Origin of the sequence: Fibrobacter succinogenes subsp. succinogenes S85, from assembly GCF_000146505.1 — a bacterium.
GTDB classification, from domain to species: domain Bacteria; phylum Fibrobacterota; class Fibrobacteria; order Fibrobacterales; family Fibrobacteraceae; genus Fibrobacter; species Fibrobacter succinogenes.
Window position 1 is genome coordinate 2,788,281 of record NC_017448.1, and the last position, 13,964, is coordinate 2,802,244.

A 13,964-nucleotide genomic window follows, 5' to 3' on the forward strand; every position below is an offset into this window, starting at 1 on the left:
AAAACGTCATTGTGCAGAGCGCAACAATCTATCTAAGTTCTGCTAACTAAGTTCTGCCGACTAAAAAAAAAGAAAAACTCCCATCAGGGAGCTTTTCTTTTTTTATTTTATGGACATGAAGAAAATTTTGTCCCTCATATTCCTTGTATTGCTTTCGTCTTGTTCTGAACCGACGGAACGCATTGAAAAGAAACTCCTCACGTACCTGCAGGAAGACCTGAAGTTCATGGTTGCAGAGACCTTGAATGCGAATGCAACGAAGGCTGACTTGCTTGATGAACCGTATTACAAGATTCGTGATTTTAGGTTGTTCGAAGGGGCGGAGGCGGAAATCTACGCTGCCTATGCCGAGGTCGATTTTTATATTTATCGCGACCTTGCGATGTTTGAAAAACGCAAGTACCGCTACGAGGTCCATGGCCGGCACTGGGACCGCTATTCCAAGGTTCTGAAATTCGGTAAGGATAAAAATCCTTAGGACATGGCCGACGCTTTTTTAGTTATATTTTAGCGCGGGATGATTTCTTTTACAGAGGGTTAAATTTTGTTCGGACTTTTCTCTTGTGATATCGGTATTGACCTGGGTACCGCCAATACGCTTGTCCATGTGGCTGGACAGGGCATTGTCATTAACGAACCGACTGTGATTGCTGTTGACCGTAAGAGCAATCGCGTGACTGCTATCGGCGGCGAAGCTAAGAAAATGCTTGGCCGTACGTCTGGTGAAAGCCGTGCAATCCGCCCGATGCGCGATGGCGTGATTGCCGATTTTGAACTTGTAGAGACGCTTTTGCAGACCTTTATCAAGCGCGTTTTGCGTTACCCGCTGTGGGTGGCAAAACCGCGTGTGGTGGTTGGCGTTCCGAACGGAATTACCGAAGTGGAAACGCGTGCTGTGATTGACGCTGTCAAGATGACGGGCGCAAAAGAAGTCCACCTGGTCCATGAACCGATGGCTGCCGCTATTGGTATGGGCATCCCGGTTGAAGAACCGGTCGGTAACATGATTGTGGATATTGGCGGCGGTACGTCCGATATTGCCGTGATTGCCTTGAACAAGTCCGACTGCAACGGCTCTGTGCGCGTTGGCGGTGACGAGATGGATGAGGCGATTGTGCGTTATTTGCGTACTCAGTACAACCTCTGCGTTGGCGAAAGCACTGCCGAACAGATCAAGATCCAGATCGGTTCTGCAAGCCCGCTCGAAGAAGAATTGACGATGGAAGTCAAGGGCCTTGACTTTATTGCCGGTATGCCACGCACGATTCCTATCGGAAGTGCCGAAATCCGCGACGCTATCAATGAACCGGTGACGGCAATTATCGAAGCCGTGAAGCAGGCCTTGAGCATTACGCTTCCGGAACTTTCTGCAGATATTTACGACAAGGGCATTATCCTTACGGGTGGTGGTTCTCAGTTGCGCGGTCTCGATGAACGTATCCGCAAGGAAACGGGCCTCTCCGTGAATGTGATTGACGACCCTATGACTTGCGTTTGCAAGGGCGCTGCACGAATTCTCGAAGATTTGGACAAGTACCGTCCTGTTTTGGTGGCTTCTTCTACCTAAATCTTGAAATTGCACTTCGATGCTTAGAGCTTTTCGCTTTATTGTCGATCTGTTTACCCAAAGGCATGGCGTTGTCGCTTTTGCCTTTTTTCTCGTTTTAGGGATTCTGATGCACCAGGCCTCGCCGACGGTGCGCGAAAGCATTGTGGACAAGGCGCTTTCGACGGTGTTTTACCCGGTCCAGTTGCTGCTTGCCTCTGTGAACGACTTTAAGTCGATGCAGGCAGAAAATGAGCACTTGAAGGCGGAAAACGCAAGGCTCCGTCAGGAGACTTATCACGCGAGCGAGGGCTTGCAGGAACTGGCGCGTTTGCACACGCTGGTGCGCTTTGACGACAAGTGGGATTTCCCGATTGTGACGTCTCGCGTGGTGGGGCATAACCCCGGGCGTTTTCTGACGACTCTTGTGATTAACCGTGGAACGCATCACGGCGTGAAGGAGAACATGCCGGTGATGTCGATGAACGGCCTTGTCGGGAAGATTTCGAAGGCGATGCTCACGCATTCCCGCGTGCAGCTTCTGGTGGACCCGAACTTGAAACTTTCCGTGCTAGAACGCCGTACGCGTGTGGTTGGCTTCTTGGAATCGGTGGATGGCCATTTGCTTTCGGCGATGATTCCATCGCATGCGGGCGTTGCCGAGGGCGATACGCTTATTACCTCTGGACTGGGCGGCATTTTCCCGAAGGGAATCCCGGTAGGTACGGTACACAAGGTTCGCAAGGCTGATTTGGACGTGATGAGCCTTATGGACGTGAAGCCGTTTCAGGAATTTTCGACCTTGGAAGAAGTCTTTGTGATGCAGAAGGAACCGGATTGGATTATCCAGGAGTTGCTCGATGAGTAATTACGGGTGGCTAAAGACGCTTCTGATGTTTGTCATCGCTTTTGCAGTACAGTCGACGATTGGCGACTGGCTTAAGATTTTGGGTGTCGGGCCAGACTTTATCCTCATCTTTATTGTGTCCGTTGCTTTGCGTTTTGGAGCGGGTACGGGCTGTTTCTGGGGATTTTTGGCGGGATTCACGCTGGATGTCTATGCTCCGGTGGAATGGCTTGGCGCCAATACGATTGCCATGACGATTGTAGGCTTTGCCGTGGGGCAACTTGAGGAACATATCCTTACGCTTTATCTCCCCGCAAAAGTTGCGGTGCTCGGGATTGCGTTTTTGGTAAACGACTTGTTTTATTTCCTCATTACGGGGCTAGATAAGAACGTCGTGACGACTCTTTTCTTGACAAAGACTCTCCCGGAATGCGTTTACACCTTGATTATTGGTGGTATTTTGTTCTATCTCTCTTCGGAGAAGAAGTCAAATGTATAACGATACTTCGGAGAACGAAGCTCGAATCCGCAAAAACTGGAATGTGTTGATTTTCCTTGCGGGTACGGTCATCCTTTTTTCGGTGATTTTGTTCAAGCTTTTTTCGCTGCAGTACATCCATTACGAAGAAAACTTCCAGCGTTCCGAAAACAATCGCTTGCGCCGAATAGAGCTGATTGCTGATCGCGGCTACATTTACGATAGGAACGGGAATGTGCTGGTGCGTAACCGTCCTTCGTACCAGATTGCGCTCCAGGCGCTTGAAATGCCGCGAAAGAAGGCGGCTAGGGATTCTATTTTCAAGAAGCTCCTGAATATCCGCGATGCGGCGGGTGTGCGTCTTTTTGATTCCCTGTCTCTTGATACGGCGTTCCAGAGGATCCGCTGGGTGCGTACGCGTCCGGTCCGCATTTTAGAAGATGCGACGATGGAACAGGTGGCGGTGATCGAAGAGCATTCTACGGAGCTGCCGGGCGTCTCGGTGATTATCGAATCGCGTCGTGAATATCCGTATGGAACGCTTGCTTCGCATGTGCTCGGTTACACGAGTGAAATTTCGGAAGAGCAATTGAAACTTCCGGAATACGAATCTTATTCGCAAGGCGACCGTGTGGGCCAAAAGGGCTTGGAGCAGGAATACGACAAGGAGTTCCGCGGAAAAAATGGGCTCAAGCTTGTGGAAGTGAATGCGTCGGGGCGTGAGGTGAGAACTCTCCCGGATGTTGGCGGGTATATTCCTCCGGAACCGGGATTGCACATGGTCTCGACCATTGACTTGAAACTGCAAAAGGCGGCAGAAGCGGCGATTCCGGATTCGGCAAAAGGCGCTTTGGTGGCGATTGACCCGCGCAATGGCGAAATCTTGGCGATGGTCTCTTCGCCGCGACTCGACCCGAACATTTTTTCGCTGAAACGTCGCGAACGCAATAAGGGCTGGGCTCATGTGGCTCTTGACTCCATGCGACCGCTCACGAACCGTGCGATTTCGGGCGTTTATCCGCCGGCTTCTATCTTTAAGCTTGTGACGTCTGGGGCGGGGCTTGAAAGCGGGATTATTTCGGAGACGAAGTATTACCCGAAAGCTTGTACGGGGGGCTACCAGTACGGGGCGCGTTACCAGAGGTGCTGGGGTGTACATGGGAATTTGAACGTGGTGCATGCACTCCGTCTTTCATGTGACGTGTATTTCTATCAGGCCGGTCTTGAAATCGACATGGCGCGTATCAATGAATTTGCTCGCCGCTTTGGTTATGGTGAAAAGCTGCTCGGCATAGATATTCCAGGCGAGAAGGCGGGGTGGCTCCCGGATTCGGCCTCGTTCAACCAGCGCAACAAGCGCCTTGGCTGGCGTTGGGCTCGTGGGCTTATTTTGAACCTTTCGATTGGGCAGGGGCAGATGGTGACTCCTTTGCAGCAGGCCGTGTTTATCGGTTCCTTGGCAACGAACAAGGGCGTGTACCGGCCGCACTTTATGAAGGAACTTCAGGACTCGCAGGGCAATGTCGTGCGCCGCTATGAACCGGAAATTATCCGTCCGGGAACGATGAAGCCTGAGACGCACCGTGTGCTCATGAATGCGATGGATTCCGTGGTGAACCATCCAGGTGGTACTGGCAAGAAGGGCGCTGTGCCTGGAATCCGCGTAGGCGGAAAGACGGGCTCTGGCGAATGGAAAAAGGGGCAGAAGACGCATGCCTGGTTTGCAGCGGTAGCACCTCTGGATGACCCGCAAATTGCTGTGGCCGTGATTATGGAAGCGGCAGGCGGCGGTGGCTCTGTTGCGGCTCCGATTGCGCATAAGGTTCTGATGGCCTTCTTTGGGAAGGAGGAAGAAGAATGAGTTCCGGCCGTTTTGTGGATAAACCCCTGAAAATTGACTGGGTCTTTATTGGTGTTACGCTCACGCTGATGACGTGTGGCGTGTTGCTTGTGTATTCGGCGACGGTCAATGAGGAAATTGCCTTTTACGATACGCACTGGTTTAGGCAGATTATCTATTTCTTGATGGGGATCGCGATTGCGGTGGGACTTGTGTTCGTGAAGATTGACTGGCTTAAGCGTGCTGCGGTGCCGTCTTACGTGATTGCGCTTTTGATGCTCGTGTTTGTGCTCATTTTTGCGGGCGACGTGAAGGGGGCCGGGCGCTGGATTGACCTGAAGGTAATTAAGTTGCAGCCCTCGGAGTTTGCAAAGATTGCGTACCTGATTACGATTTCGTACTGGCTTTCGAAACATCCCGTGAGCTTGTATAAGCTTAAGTCGTTCCTGGTGCCTTTAGGCCTTTTCATTGTGCCGTTCTTGCTTGTGCTGAAACAGCCGGATCTGAGTACGGCGCTTGTGTTTACTGCTGTGACGCTTGTCGGGTTCTTTTTTGCGGGGCTCACGTTTACGGATTTGTTCCTGATTGTGAGTCCGGCTTTGTCAGTACTGTTTTCGCATTCGCAGTCCATGCAGATTCCTGTCTTGTGGGGTGCGCAGATTTGCCTTGTCGTATTCTCCGTATTGCGTAGACACTTGTCCAAGAAGCTCACGGGTGTGATTATTGCGACGAACATCTTGGCAGGTTACGCCAGCACGATGGTGTGGAATATGCTGGAACCGCACCAGCAAAAACGCGTGAACACGTTTTTGGATCCGATGAGTGACCCGCTGGGCGATGGCTATCAGGTGTTACAGTCAATCACTGCGATTGGTAGTGGTGGCATTGGAGGCAAGGGATTTGGAAACGGTTCGCAGACGAATCTCTCGTTTTTGCCCGAAGAACATACGGACTTTATCTTTAGCGTGCTTGGAGAACAGTTTGGCTTTGTCGGGTGCGCGGTGATTCTTGTGCTGTTTACTTTGTTCTTGTGGAGGGCCTCCTCGATTTGCAAGACGAACGATGACCCGTTTGTGACGCTTGTGACAATGGGCGCTGCGACAATCTTTTTGTTCCACATCACGGTGAATATCGCGATGACGATTGGGCTTATGCCGGTGACGGGGCTCCCGCTGCCGTTCCTTTCTTATGGAGGCTCGTTTGCGCTTGTGTGCTTGTTCCTCGTGGGGCTCTTGATGTGCCTCAGGTATCAGGGGAATAAGTGATTAGTAGACTGTAGACAGTAGGAAGTAGACGGTAGGAAGTAGGAAGGGGACGCCGCTATGCGGCTATAGACGAGAGAACGGCTCTATGAGCCTACAGACGAAAGACGAGAAAATGGCCGAAAGCGCCCAAAGCGAAGCGACCCCATAGCCCAGAGCGTAGCGTGCTCGGAGCGAGTTTACGAGCGTCCCCATAGCTTACAGCCTTACTTCGAAGCGTGTTGATAAAATTTTACCGTACAATTAGCCTGAAAAAAGCGTGTTATAGAGATAGGGGGCTTTCGCCCTTGGGGCGTGATTTTGCGCTGCTTTATGACTGGAGGCTTTATGGGCGTTTTGAGGACGGTTGCAAATTTTGTTTTCGGGATGGAGTGCCTTGCGTGCGGGAACTCGTCAGAGAGGCTTGACCCGTGGCTCTGCCCTGCTTGTGCGGCGGAACTTTTGCGGGAATCCTGCTCTTCAAAATTCCCGAACGACGATACATTTTGTTTGTTCCCGATGCGGCCTTTGACACGAAAGCTTGTGCATGCGCTCAAGTACAGGAACATTCCGGGGCTTGCCTCTTACCTTGTGCGACATTCTTCGGCAGTGAAGCATGGGGTGGTGGCGCAGGAACTTTCGATGCTTGCGCAGCCGCTTTACTTTGTGCCTGTGCCGCTCCATCGGGCGAGGTATCGTGAGCGCGGGTACAACCAGGCGGAACTCTTGGCGGCGGCGCTTGCGACTGCAACAGGAGGTAAGGTTTGCCGCTTGCTCAAGCGCAAGACGTTTGTGGTTTCGCAGACAAAGCTTTCAAAGGAGGAGCGAGAGATGAACGTGGCGGGGGCATTTGTGGCGGATTTCCCGAGGAAGATGCCTACGCGGGGGTGTGTTGTCGTGGTGGACGATGTTTTTACGACGGGGGCGACGACTTCGGCGTGCATGGCGGCGTTTGGACCAGATTTTCCGCTCCCCTTGAAGGTGTGTACGCTGATTTACGACGAACCTGCGACGGCTGTAGCGGATTTTGCCGCCGATTGCCGCGCCTTTTACAAATAACAAGTACAAATAAAAAAGCGTTCCCGGAGCTCGGAAACGCTTTTTACGGAGGAAGAGGGACTCGAACCCCCAAGCCTTACGGCGGCGGTTTTCAAGACCGCTGACTTACCAATTAGCCTATTCCTCCAATTGGTGCGCAAAGAATAGAAAAAAATGCAGGATATCGTCAACGATACTTTGCTTTTTGTTGAAGATTAATTATTTTTTTACATGTTATGAGCTACCAAGGAAAGTCTACCGATCTTGGAGACGGCGAAGTCGCTGCTCTCTTGTTCGAGTACATGCCCAAAATTGCTGCCGAACACGAGACGGACAGCCTCTTGGTACTTATGGCTGATTTGGGTCGGCAGATTGTGCAGGCCGACCGCTGTTCCCTCTGGCTTATTGACGAAGAAAAGAACGAGCTGTGGACCAAGGTGGCCCATGGTGTGAGCGAGCTGCGTATTCCGCTTTCGGCTGGCTTTGTCGGGTATTCCCTCAAGACGGGTGAACCGGTTCTCGTCGATGATGCTTACCGGGACGCTAGGTTTGACCGCCGTAGCGATATCAAGAATGGCTACCATACGACGTCTGTCATGACGATGCCGCTTGAAAGCGATGGCCGCGTGATGGGCGTGTTCCAGGCAATCAACAAGGTCGGGGAGAACGTGTTCTTCTCTGAAAAAGACCTGGAACGCCTGAAGCTCATTTCTGTTTATTCCGCAAAGACGATTGAGTCTGCAATTCGCGCCCAGAAGTTGGAATGTTATGCGAAACAGCTGGAACGCAAGGCTAAGGAACTCAAGTCTGCGCATATGGAACTTATCCGCATTCTGGGCGAAGTCTCTGAATTCCGCAGCCAGGAAGTGGGCGACCATATCCATCGCGTTGCTGAGATTTCTTTGAAGCTCGCCAAGTACCTTGGTCTCCCGGCAGACCAGCAGGAACTGATTTACTATGCGGCTCCGCTGCATGACCTTGGAAAGGTCGGCATTGCGGACATGATTTTGAACAAGGCGGGCAAGCTCACTCCTGAAGAGTTCAGCATCATGAAGAGACATTCCGTTATCGGGCGCACGCTGCTTCGCGATTCCAAGACGGACTTGCTCTGCATGGCGTCGGACATTGCTAGCGCCCACCATGAACGTTGGGATGGTACGGGCTACCCGGACAAGCTCAAAGGCGAGGAAATCCCGCTCGCGGCACGCATCTGCGCTGTGGCCGACGTGCTGGATGCGCTTTCGAGTCCGCGCTGCTACAAGCCCGCTTGGCCAGAAGATCGCGTCAAGGAAGAGATGAAAAAGTCTAGCGGTTCGCACTTCCAGCCGGAGCTCGTTGATATCCTCATGGCGCATTGGGACGAATTTTACTCTTGCTATAAGCCCGATGGCGAGTTCGTCAAGAAGAACCTCCTGCCACCTGTGAAATAAATCACATCGTCTTTTTTGCTATGCCCGCCGTTGCGCGGGCGTTATTTTTTATTTGCAGAAGGGGGGGGGCTGAGAATAAATCCGGGGAGACCGCTTAAAATTGCCGAAAATAAAGAAAAAACCTCGGTTTTCACCGAGGTTTCTTCGTGGTTCCGATTGGAATTGAACCAACGACACGCGGATTTTCAGTCCACTGCTCTACCAACTGAGCTACAGAACCATTTTGGTGACCCAATTATACATATTTATTTTCACCTTGTCAAGGGTAAAGAGAATATTACTGTTATTTTTTTGAAAAAACTACTAAATTTAGTGTTGTTGGATGGATTATTGAGGTGTCCCATGGAAAAACTATGGGAAATGTGTTCTTTATTTTAGGTGGTCGCCGTGATTCGCTCAAAAAAATGGATTAGAGAGATTCTTTCTCTGGCTGCGGTTTTAGGTACAGCATTTGTGGTAGGCTGTGCTGATGATAATGAAAATGGCTCGTTCAATGGGCCGAGTTCTCCGGATTGTACTGCACTTAATAATTGTGGTGCCTCTGTTCCGGGTTCTTCTGCTGGCACCAGCGTTCCGTACTCTTCAAGTATGGAAATCATCCAAATCGTAACTAGCAGTAACGATACCATTGCGGAGACGACCTGGGTTCAATTGCCGCCTGATACCACCGTTCATTGGGTGGGTCAGTCTGCATTGCGTATAACTGAAATTACCCCGCTTAACTTGGATTTCCTGGACGAAAATGGCAACGATCCGTCCTGGGTGGAAATCTACAACTCTAGCGACCAGGATGTAGATTTGGCGGGCTATACGCTTGTCGAAAATTTGAAGAACTTGCGCAAGTGGGTGTTTGGCCACGACATTCTCAAGGCAAAGTCCTTTAGAGTTGTTTTCTGCGACAAGAATAATATTTCTGCAGTAACTATTGCCGATAACGGCGATCGCCATACGCGCCCGCATACGAACTGGAAGCTTGACAAGAATGGCGGCACGCTTTACTTGCTTGACAAGTTTAACGGCATCCGTGACTCGGTCGCTTATCCGGAATTGACGGGTGGCCTTAGCTGGGGCATTGTTGATGGTGGCTACTGGAAATATTTTGAAAAACCGACTCCGGAAAGACCGAATACCGAAGCAAAGTCTTATGACGAAATTGTCCCGGCTGCTGATATGAGCGGTCTCAAGTCCGGTTTCTATAACGAACCGTTTACCTTGAATCCGCCTGCACTCCCGGAAGGTGTCACGCTCCGCTGCACGACCAACGGTTCTGTGCCGACCGAAAGCTCTCCGGAATTCAACTCTCCGAAGCGCATTGAACATAGTGTGTCTTTCCGTTGCGCGACGTTCAAGAAGGGCGCTATTTCGAACACGGTGACGACCCGTACATTCTTTGTTGATGAAGATCAGGTGAAGATGCCGATTGTCGCTATCAGTGTGGACTCCAGCTTCTTCCGTGAACATTATATCAAGACGAGCTGCGATGCTCCGAAGAACTGCAAGGACAGCGCCGGGCTCTATGCCGATGTGGAATATCCGATCCATGTGGAATACTTTGAAAATGGCTCTTCTACGAAGGATGGCTCCACTTGGGAAAAGGATGCTGGTATCGCCCTGATGGGTGGCTATAGCCGCTTGAACGACAAGAAGTCTGTCTCTATCCGCCTCCGCGAAGAATATGAAGACGGTAGCATCAACTATCCGTTGTTTGAAACCCGCAAAGGCGTGAATGACAAGTACAAGTCCTTCAACCTCCGCAACAATGGTAACCGCTATGTGAGCGACTACATTGAAGATGCTATGGGCGGAGCCCTCCTTGAAGGTACGAGCGTGGATTACCAGAGAAGCCGCCAGGTGGTGGTGTTCTACAATGGCAGATACTACGGCATCCATGATATGCGCGAACGCTTCAACAAGCATTACGTAGAAACGAACTACAAGATCGAAGCGAATACGGTGAATTTCATCAAGCACTTGGGCAAGGAAGTCGAAGCCAGCAACGGCACGACCGATGCTTACATGAACATGCTCCACTTTGTGGCTGCAAACGATTTCTCGGGCGAAAACAATGCGAACTACGCTGCCGCAAAGCTTTTGCTTGACGTGGGTAACCTTGCGGACTACATGGCTGCTGAAATTTATATGCATAACGGTGACTGGCCGAACAACAACGTTCGTGCATGGTCTGCTCCGGAACACCCGTGGAAGTTCATGGTCTATGACCTTGACCATGGTTTTGACTGGATGTGGGGCGTGAATGGCGGTGAATTTGACCAGAGCAGCAATATGTTTGCCTGGATCAAGAAGGGTGGCGGAAACAAGCCGTGCAAGGAAGAAGGCTGCTTTGCTAACCTCTATAACCAGCTTATCAAGAACCCGGAATTCAAGCGTATGTTCATCAACCGCTCTGCTGTGATGTTCAATAGCTATACGAATGGTGCAAACGTCGAAAAGATTGTTAATTCGATGACGTCTAAGATTGATGCTCAGGAAATGGAACGCGACCTTGCCAAGTTCAAGCAGAATGAAAAGTATTATTCTAACTCTTGCGGAAAGGGCTTTGACAAGACGGGCTCTTGCTTGAAGGAATGGGCTAGCAAGCGTGATTCCAAGGTTATCCAGGAATACGAAGAAGAATTCGGTTTGAGCGGCATGGCTTCTGTGACGATCGCTGCTTCTGGCAGTGGTACGGTGCTTATGGAAGGGGCTGCTCTCCCGAATGGTGCTACGACTTACAAGGGCAAGTTCTTTGTGGGTAACCCGATTCTCTTGACTGCTGTTCCGGGCGCAGGCGCTTCGTTTATTGGTTGGAGCGATGGTGTTGCAGACAACCCGCGCTTGGTGGAACCGACGGAAGGTGCAACCTTCACAGCTAAATTCCAGTAATTTAGGACGACGAGAGCGCTACGGTGAGATGAGCCTTGCCGAGATGCGCCGCCGCTCGTGATGAAATTCGTGGCCTGGATGAAAATCCAGGTCGCTTTTTATTTCTACATTTTGCTATATGAAAAGTCCCGTGCGTAAGATGTTCGATGGCATTGCGAGCCGTTACGATTTTCTGAATCACTTTCTGAGTTGTTATCAGGATGTGCTGTGGCGCAGGTATTGCTGCAAACGCCTGAAAAAGATGATGTGTGGGATGCCGCGCGATTTGAATAAAGTTCGCTTGCTGGACTTGTGCGGGGGTACGGGCGATTTTGCCAACACGTTCCGCAAGATTTTCGAATCTGGTTGCGTGTGCGCGCGCGACTTTGTTGTAAACCCTGCTGTAATCGGTGATTTTTCGTACGGGATGCTCGCTGAAGTCAAACCGAAGAAAATTGATGCGCATGCAGTACAGCTCGACGCGATGAAAATGCCGTTTGCCGAACGCCAATTTGACGTGATTCTGAATGGCTTTGGTATGCGTAACGTGCCCGATGCCCGTGGCGCCTTGATGGAATCTTACCGCGTGCTCGATGCGGGCGGCTACCTTTGCGTTTTGGAATTTTTCTCGCCGCGAAACTTGTTCAACAAGTTCTTCTATAAAGTACTTGCACCGCTATTTATCCCGGTGATGGGCGCCTTCTTTAGTGGCAAGCGAGATGCTTACGAATATCTGGTGAACTCAATTATCCGCTTTTTGCCAGTCGATCAGTTCTGCAAAATGGCAGAAGAATGCGGCTTTGAAGTCAAACAGGTTAAGATGTTCGATGGCGGGATTTCGTTTGGCGTGTTCTTGCACAAGCCGGGTAAAGCATGAGCCACTTTGTGCTTGGAGTGACGGGTGCTAGCGGCAGCATTTATGCGACCCGTACGGCGATGTACTTACAGCGTTTTGGTCATGAGGTAACGCTCATCGTGACGCACCCGGGCAAACAGGTCCTCGAATACGAAGACCAAAGTGCGCTTTTCGACTATTGCAAGGACGTGTGCAACGTGGATGATTTTTTTGCGGAATGCGCGAGTGGTTCTAGCGATATTGCGGGCATGGCTGTGGTGCCGTGCTCCATGGGAACGCTTGGACGTATTGCGGCGGGGACTTCGGACAACTTGCTTGTGCGCGCGGCTGATGTGTGTCTTAAGGAACGCAGGCCGCTTGTGATTGTGCCTCGCGAGATGCCGTACAACTTGATACACATCGAGAATATGAAACATGTGACCTTGGCGGGAGCGGTCGTGATTCCTGCTTCGCCGCAGTTTTACTGCAAGCCGCAAAGCGTTGAAGAGCTCGTGGATACTGTTGTCGCGAAAATCCTAAAGCACTTGGGCGTGGAACAATCGCTTGTCGCGAGTGTTGCTAAAGTATGGAGCGGTGAGCTATGAGGTATGAGGTCGCGCTAAAGCGCTTTGAGCACGCTTCGCTTTGGGCTTACTGCTCCGAGGTTTTATCACTAACGATTATTGACTAAAGACTAACCACTGTCTACTTCCTGCTTCCAACTTCTTACTAAACCATGAATAAAATCCTTGAATTTACACATCTTGTCCGTTTGAGCCATTCGCTGTTTGCGATGCCTTTTGCCATTGGTTCCATGTGGGTTGCTGCAAACGGTTTCCGAGACATGAGCGCTTTTGAAACGGCCCGCATTATCGTGCTCATCGTGCTTTGCATGGTGACCGCCCGTAACAGTGCCATGAGCTTTAACCGCATTGCAGACGCCAAGTTCGATGCGGAGAATCCGCGGACGGCAAAGCGCCATTTGCCGGCAGGACGCCTGAGCCGTAAATCGGTGATGGCGTTCTTGGCGTTGAACGGAATCTTGTTTGTTGTGTTTGCGTGGATGCTCCAGCCGCTTGCAGGGGCGCTTGCGTTCCCGGTATGGCTATTGTTGCTCTCGTATTCGTACTGGAAGCGTTTTAGCTGGCTTTGCCATTGGTTCCTTGGTTTTGCGATTGGCATGAGCCCGCTTGGCGCCTGGATTGCCGTTCGTGGCGAATTTGCCGTGTTCCCGATTTTCCTTCTGTTCATTTTGATGCTCTGGATGGGCGGTTTTGACATCATTTACGCCACGCAGGATATTGAAATTGACCGCAAACAGGGCTTGCATTCCGTGCCCGCCCGCTTTGGCCTTGAAAAGTCCTTGCGCATTGCGCTGGCAAGCCATTTGGCAATGCTCGTGCTTTGCGTCGTGTTCGGGTTCTTCTGGAATATGGGCTGGATTTGGTGGGCGATAACGGGACTCATGACCGCTGCTATCGTCTATATTCACTTGTTCAGAAAATCGAATGACCTAGATGCGATGAACCGCGACTTTTTCCTTGCGAATGTGGCAATTAGCGCTCTCGTGATGATAGGCCTCATCGTCTGGATTTGCATGGGAGGTGATGTCAATGAACTTTATTAATCGCCCGAATGGTAAGTTCACGAACGAAGAAAAAGTGAAAATGTTCCATACGATGGGAGGCGTCGCCTCCGTCATTGCGCTTGTGCTCGTCATTCTTATTGAATCCGGTCTTGAAGGCGAACGTCGTGAAATGGCGGATATGGGCCTTACGGCGATGATTGTGATGCTTGCTGTATCGCTTATCGGAAGCATGTACTTCAAAAAGTAGGAATTCGGAACT

Annotated in this window: 13 protein-coding genes and 2 tRNA genes; 13 read left to right on the forward strand and 2 right to left on the reverse strand. The window is 50.9% G+C overall.

Translation table 11 applies throughout. The features are described from left to right. Positions 1-115: 115 nt before the first annotated feature. The 7 genes from FSU_RS11410 (at position 116) to FSU_RS11440 (ending at position 7,011) form a co-directional block, all read left to right on the forward strand. Complete coding sequence (locus tag FSU_RS11410) at positions 116-478, forward strand: hypothetical protein (protein WP_014546561.1); 363 nt, start codon at positions 116-118, stop codon at positions 476-478. 66 nt (positions 479-544) lie between these two features. Then, entirely contained in the window at positions 545-1,567 is a 1,023-nt protein-coding gene (gene mreB, locus FSU_RS11415) for a rod shape-determining protein (RefSeq protein ID WP_014546562.1), read from the forward strand. A gap of 19 nt (positions 1,568-1,586) precedes the next feature. After that, positions 1,587-2,414: a rod shape-determining protein MreC gene (mreC, locus tag FSU_RS11420; RefSeq protein ID WP_014546563.1), complete on the forward strand. Its 828-nt coding sequence runs from the start codon at positions 1,587-1,589 to the stop codon at positions 2,412-2,414. Then, complete coding sequence (mreD, locus tag FSU_RS11425) at positions 2,407-2,892, forward strand: rod shape-determining protein MreD (RefSeq protein WP_014546564.1); 486 nt, start codon at positions 2,407-2,409, stop codon at positions 2,890-2,892. Before mreC ends, mreD begins: the two co-directional genes overlap by 8 nt. Further along, positions 2,885-4,732 (forward strand): penicillin-binding protein 2, encoded by a 1,848-nt coding sequence (mrdA, locus tag FSU_RS11430; protein ID WP_014546565.1) that lies wholly within the window; start codon positions 2,885-2,887, stop codon positions 4,730-4,732. Before mreD ends, mrdA begins: the two co-directional genes overlap by 8 nt. Continuing rightward, complete coding sequence (gene rodA, locus FSU_RS11435; RefSeq protein WP_014546566.1) at positions 4,729-5,976, forward strand: rod shape-determining protein RodA; 1,248 nt, start codon at positions 4,729-4,731, stop codon at positions 5,974-5,976. The genes mrdA and rodA overlap by 4 nt, the downstream gene beginning before the upstream one ends. 324 nt (positions 5,977-6,300) lie before the next feature. Further along, positions 6,301-7,011 (forward strand): ComF family protein, encoded by a 711-nt coding sequence (locus FSU_RS11440; RefSeq protein WP_014546567.1) that lies wholly within the window; start codon positions 6,301-6,303, stop codon positions 7,009-7,011. Positions 7,012-7,057: 46 nt separating this feature from the next. Here FSU_RS11440 and FSU_RS11445 read toward each other — a convergent pair. Next, a tRNA-Ser gene (locus FSU_RS11445) sits at positions 7,058-7,138 on the reverse strand. An 88-nt stretch (positions 7,139-7,226) separates the two neighbouring features. Between FSU_RS11445 and FSU_RS11450 the strand changes: the two genes are divergently transcribed. Then, entirely contained in the window at positions 7,227-8,420 is a 1,194-nt protein-coding gene (locus tag FSU_RS11450) for an HD-GYP domain-containing protein (RefSeq protein WP_014546568.1), read from the forward strand. A 147-nt stretch (positions 8,421-8,567) separates the two neighbouring features. Here the strand turns inward: FSU_RS11450 and FSU_RS11455 are convergent. Continuing rightward, a tRNA-Phe gene (locus FSU_RS11455) sits at positions 8,568-8,640 on the reverse strand. 167 nt (positions 8,641-8,807) lie between these two features. Between FSU_RS11455 and FSU_RS11460 the strand changes: the two genes are divergently transcribed. From FSU_RS11460 to FSU_RS11480, 5 genes are all read left to right on the forward strand, one after another. Further along, the gene (locus FSU_RS11460; RefSeq protein WP_014546569.1) at positions 8,808-11,303 is read left to right on the forward strand and encodes a CotH kinase family protein; all 2,496 of its coding nucleotides are present in this window, start codon (positions 8,808-8,810) and stop codon (positions 11,301-11,303) included. Between the two features lie 118 nt (positions 11,304-11,421). Continuing rightward, positions 11,422-12,159, forward strand: coding sequence for a ubiquinone/menaquinone biosynthesis methyltransferase (locus FSU_RS11465; protein ID WP_014546570.1), 738 nt, complete (start codon positions 11,422-11,424; stop codon positions 12,157-12,159). Next, entirely contained in the window at positions 12,156-12,722 is a 567-nt protein-coding gene (locus FSU_RS11470) for a UbiX family flavin prenyltransferase (protein WP_014546571.1), read from the forward strand. Before FSU_RS11465 ends, FSU_RS11470 begins: the two co-directional genes overlap by 4 nt. A gap of 131 nt (positions 12,723-12,853) precedes the next feature. Next, entirely contained in the window at positions 12,854-13,744 is an 891-nt protein-coding gene (locus FSU_RS11475) for a 4-hydroxybenzoate octaprenyltransferase (protein ID WP_014546572.1), read from the forward strand. Then, the gene (locus FSU_RS11480; RefSeq protein WP_014546573.1) at positions 13,731-13,952 is read left to right on the forward strand and encodes a hypothetical protein; all 222 of its coding nucleotides are present in this window, start codon (positions 13,731-13,733) and stop codon (positions 13,950-13,952) included. The genes FSU_RS11475 and FSU_RS11480 overlap by 14 nt, the downstream gene beginning before the upstream one ends. Positions 13,953-13,964: the final 12 nt, after the last annotated feature.

Excerpts from the sequence above, each read along its gene's own strand:
- FSU_RS11480 (WP_014546573.1), top strand. The coding sequence starts at position 13,731 with ATGAACTTTATTAATCGCCCGAATGGTAAGTTCACGAACGAAGAAAAA.
- rodA (WP_014546566.1), top strand. The coding sequence starts at position 4,729 with ATGAGTTCCGGCCGTTTTGTGGATAAACCCCTGAAAATTGACTGGGTC.
- mrdA (WP_014546565.1), top strand. The coding sequence starts at position 2,885 with ATGTATAACGATACTTCGGAGAACGAAGCTCGAATCCGCAAAAACTGG.
- FSU_RS11450 (WP_014546568.1), top strand. The coding sequence starts at position 7,227 with ATGAGCTACCAAGGAAAGTCTACCGATCTTGGAGACGGCGAAGTCGCT.
- FSU_RS11475 (WP_014546572.1), top strand. The coding sequence starts at position 12,854 with ATGAATAAAATCCTTGAATTTACACATCTTGTCCGTTTGAGCCATTCG.
- mreD (WP_014546564.1), top strand. The coding sequence starts at position 2,407 with ATGAGTAATTACGGGTGGCTAAAGACGCTTCTGATGTTTGTCATCGCT.
- mreC (WP_014546563.1), top strand. The coding sequence starts at position 1,587 with ATGCTTAGAGCTTTTCGCTTTATTGTCGATCTGTTTACCCAAAGGCAT.
- FSU_RS11410 (WP_014546561.1), top strand. The coding sequence starts at position 116 with ATGAAGAAAATTTTGTCCCTCATATTCCTTGTATTGCTTTCGTCTTGT.
- FSU_RS11440 (WP_014546567.1), top strand. The coding sequence starts at position 6,301 with ATGGGCGTTTTGAGGACGGTTGCAAATTTTGTTTTCGGGATGGAGTGC.
- FSU_RS11465 (WP_014546570.1), top strand. The coding sequence starts at position 11,422 with ATGAAAAGTCCCGTGCGTAAGATGTTCGATGGCATTGCGAGCCGTTAC.
- FSU_RS11470 (WP_014546571.1), top strand. The coding sequence starts at position 12,156 with ATGAGCCACTTTGTGCTTGGAGTGACGGGTGCTAGCGGCAGCATTTAT.